Source organism: Halomonas sp. 3D7M (assembly GCF_014897885.1).
In the GTDB taxonomy this organism is placed as follows: domain Bacteria; phylum Pseudomonadota; class Gammaproteobacteria; order Pseudomonadales; family Halomonadaceae; genus Vreelandella.
Window position 1 is genome coordinate 1 of sequence record NZ_JABUZF010000035.1, and the last position, 3,887, is coordinate 3,887.

Below are 3,887 nucleotides of genomic sequence, written 5' to 3' on the forward strand. Positions count from 1 at the left end.
AATGCCATCCGCCCGTTCGCTCTGGGAAGAAAAGCCTGGCTGTTCGCCGATACCTCGCAGGGCGCGAAAGCCAGCGCCACCTGTTACTCGCTGATCGAAACGGCCAAGGCCAACGGACTGGAGCCGTCGGCTTACATCCATCATGTGCTGACGCACATCGCCGATGCAGTTACCCTCGAACAACTCGAAACGCTCTTACCCTGGAATGCAGAGCTGCCAGCTTTAAAAAATGTGGCTCAATACGGTTAGGGCAAGTGGGTCGGTTTAATGGCGCTTACGGATAGACGAGGGGGAGGCTCCTGAGCAAGCAGCTGCTCGGGAGCTTGCAGAGGAGGCTGGCATCGGTGCAGGCCACTTTAAATCTATCGGTGTAACGGATCCTTTTACAACTCTAGTTAGAACAAGAGATCATCTTATCATTGCAACAGAACTCTATGAGCTAGCTGCTAGGCCTCCTGCCGATGATATGGTTGAACCTTTCAATGTTTCTCTTAATACTGCTGTTGAATACGTTTTAAATGGAAGTATTACACATACTACTTCATGCCTTTTGATTTTAAGAGCCGCATTCGAATATCCACAATACGTAAATGCAAAAGTAGCTGGTTTGTAGTGGGTGGTTGTCAGCTTTTTCGCGTTTGAACCAAACGACCTGGATGGGTGCCTTAGCCATGCCGTATCCTGTGGTTATGCTCGGCATAACGCCTATTCGTCATAAAACCATGACGTTACCCTCAAGGGATAGACGTCGTAAGCGGCAGGCCGCTACGCTAGCGTGTTAGACAAACTCAATAGGAGAGAGTGCATGTATATCGCCATGAACCGTTTTCGGATTGCCCCAGGCCGCGAAGAGGATTTTTTAGAGGTATGGCGTAACCGCGATTCTCATTTGGATGAAGTGCCGGGCTTTCAACAATTCCAAATGCTGCAGGGCGAAAGCCAGGAAGACCACACTGTGTTTATCTCCCACAGTGTGTGGGAATCGGAAGAAGCCTTCCGCGCCTGGACCAAGTCAGAAGCGTTCCGCAAGGCTCATGCTAACGCCAAGGCGCCGGAAGGTATCTACCTTGGCCCACCTAAGTTTGAAGGGTATGACGTGGTGCTATAAAGAGTTGGCTACCGCACGTTTAACCCCGTGCGGTAGCGCAAAGCCATTTAGGAAAACTCAGCGGCATTGAGCATTGCGTGCAGCAGCACGTTACAGCCAGCGTGCACATGCTCCGGAGTGGCACTTTCAATTTCGTTGTGGCTAATGCCGTCCTTGCAGGGAACAAAGATCATTGCTGCGGGGGCTACACGGCCGACGAACATGGCATCGTGACCAGCACCGCTGATGATATCCATGTGCGATAGGTTGAGCTGCTCGGCCCCTTCGCGCACTGCATCAACACAGGCTTTATTGAAGTGCTCAGGGGCAAAATCTGCGGTGGGCGTTAATTCATATTCCAGCCCATGACGTTGGCAAATTTCTTCGACGGCCGTCGCTAAGGATTGACTCATTGAGATCAGGGCTTCTGGCTCCCAGTGGCGCATATCCAGGGTCATTTTGACTTGGCCGGGAATAACGTTGCGCGAGCCAGGATGTAGTGACATACAACCAACCGTACCGCGCCCGTGGGGCTGATGATCAAAGGCAATTCGGTTAAGTGCTTGCGTCACTTCCGCTGCGCCCATCATGGCGTCGCGACGTAGATTCATTGGCGTGGGACCCGCATGGGCTTCAAGCCCGGTTAGGGTTAAATCAAACCACTTTTGACCAAGCCCACCGATAACCACGCCGATGGTGGTGTCGGTATCTTCTAAAATCGGCCCCTGTTCGATGTGTGGTTCAAAGTAAGCTTTAATCTCATTTGGTGAGACCTCATCGCTACCACGATAGTGAATGGCATCCAGTGCATCACTCACCGTGACGCCATCGGCGTCGGTGCGTGCCATCATGGCGTCAAATTCAAGCACGCCAGTAAATACCCCAGAACCCATCATGCAGGGTGGGAAGCGACAACCCTCTTCGTTAGTCCACGCAACGACTTCAATGGGTGATTTTGTAGTGATGTTGTGTTCATTAAGCGTTCGTATTACTTCTAGGCCTGAAAGTACGCCAAAACAGCCGTCATACTTCCCACCAGTGGGCTGGCTATCCAAGTGGCTGCCCGCCATGACGGTTTTGGCTGTTGGATCGCTGCCTTCCCGGCGGGCAAAAATATTACCGATATTATCAATGCGGATGGTGCAACCTTCTGCACGACACCACTGGATAAATAGGTCGCGTCCCTGTCGATCAAGATCCGTCAGCGCCTGTCGGTTAACGCCGCCCTTAGCAGTCGCGCCCAGCTTCGCCATGTCCATCAGCGATTGCCAAAGACGGTCGCTGTCGGTGCGTAAGGTGGCTAGCACGGTATTCGGTTCTACAAGCGAGTTCATGAGCATTCCTTTATGAGTTAGCACATATAAAGCTGGCGGCTGACCGTTTTTATTCATTAGTTACCAGCCAGCGTAGAGATAAACGCCTGCTTATTACGTATAAATTTTCTAACGTGAACACAAGAAAAGCGTAATTTTATAAACATGTTCAGTGGCGCATGCTGAGGCTATGTCTCATAGCGATGGAGCTGGACACCATGTTTGACCTACAAAACAACACTACCCCTCAGGCGTTTATTGACGAACAAAACGCTTCTCCCGGCGCGCTTAATCAGCACTATTGGATGCCGTTTAGCGCTAACCGTGATTTCCGTGCCAACCCGCGCATGATTACTGGCGCGAAAGGGCGCTATTACATCGATGACCAGGGCCGTAAGCTGTTTGATTCACTCTCTGGCTTATGGACCTGCGGCGCGGGTCACAATCGTGAAGAGATCCAAAAAGCGGTGGCGCAGCAGCTGGGTACTCTCGACTTTGCGCCAGGTTTTCAAATTGGTCATCCGCTGGCGTTTAAGCTGGCGGAAAAAGTGGCCAGCCTTACACCTGTTGGGCTGGATCATGTGTTTTTTACTAACTCTGGTTCAGAAGCCGCTGATACCTCTGTCAAAATGGCCAAGGCCTACTGGCGGCTAAAAGGTAAGCCCGAGAAGACACGCATGATTGGCCGTGCCAAGGGCTATCACGGGGTGAATATTGGTGGCACCAGCCTGGGTGGCATCGGTGGCAACCGTAAGCACTATGGCCAATTGATGGATGTGACGCATCTGCCGCACACGCTGCAGGCAGGTCACGCCTTCACTCGTGGCCAAGCCGAAACCGGCGCTGAGCTTGCTGATGCGTTGCTTGATCAAATCGCCCTGCACGATGCATCCACCATTGCGGCTGTGATCGTTGAGCCGATGTCTGGCTCTGCTGGGGTGATTGTGCCGCCCAAAGGCTATCTGGATCGGCTGCGCGAGATCTGTACCGCCCACGATATTCTGCTGATATTCGATGAAGTGATCACTGCTTTTGGTCGCAGTGGCGCAACTACCGGCGCAGAAGCGTTTGGCGTTACGCCGGATATCATGAACGTTGCCAAGCAGATCACCAACGGCGCTATTCCTATGGGCGCGGTGATTGCTTCCAGCGAAATTTTCGACACTTTTATGCACGCTGGCGGTGCCCAACACGCCATTGAGTTTTCCCACGGTTATACCTATAGCGCCCACCCTGTCGCTTGTGCCGCTGGCTTAGCGGCGCTTGAAATGATGGAGCGTGACAACTTCCCTGCCCAGGTAAGTGCTATCGCGCCCGCTTTTGAACAAAAGCTGCACGCTCTAAAAGGCCGCAATCACATTGTTGATATTCGTAACTATGGCTTAGCGGGCGCACTTCAATTGGCGCCCCGAGATGGCGACCCCACCATTCGCCCTAGGGATGCCCATTTAGCCTTGTGGGAAGCTGGGTTTTACGTGCGCTATGGC

The 3,887-nt window shown here is 52.6% G+C and carries 5 protein-coding genes; 4 read left to right on the top strand and 1 reads right to left on the bottom strand.

The window, feature by feature from the left end; translation table 11 throughout:
* The 3 genes from INT22_RS00725 to INT22_RS00735 form a co-directional block, all read left to right on the top strand.
* Positions 1–249 (top strand): transposase domain-containing protein (locus INT22_RS00725; protein WP_193067497.1); only part of this gene is annotated, 249 nt, incomplete at its 5' end.
* A gap of 31 nt (positions 250–280) precedes the next feature.
* Complete coding sequence (locus INT22_RS21980; RefSeq protein WP_193067509.1) at positions 281–613, top strand: NUDIX domain-containing protein; 333 nt, start codon at positions 281–283, stop codon at positions 611–613.
* Between the two features lie 192 nt (positions 614–805).
* Positions 806–1,108, top strand: coding sequence for an antibiotic biosynthesis monooxygenase family protein (locus tag INT22_RS00735; protein ID WP_083007283.1), 303 nt, complete (start codon positions 806–808; stop codon positions 1,106–1,108).
* A 47-nt stretch (positions 1,109–1,155) separates the two neighbouring features.
* Here the strand turns inward: INT22_RS00735 and INT22_RS00740 are convergent, their stop codons facing one another.
* Positions 1,156–2,421, bottom strand: a complete 1,266-nt coding sequence (locus INT22_RS00740; protein ID WP_193060036.1) for a Zn-dependent hydrolase — start codon at positions 2,419–2,421, stop codon at positions 1,156–1,158.
* Between the two features lie 197 nt (positions 2,422–2,618).
* On the opposite strand from INT22_RS00740, the gene INT22_RS00745 reads away from it, so the two are divergent.
* Positions 2,619–3,887, top strand: a 1,269-nt coding sequence (locus INT22_RS00745; RefSeq protein WP_319021971.1) for an aminotransferase class III-fold pyridoxal phosphate-dependent enzyme, incomplete at its 3' end; no start/stop codon positions are given.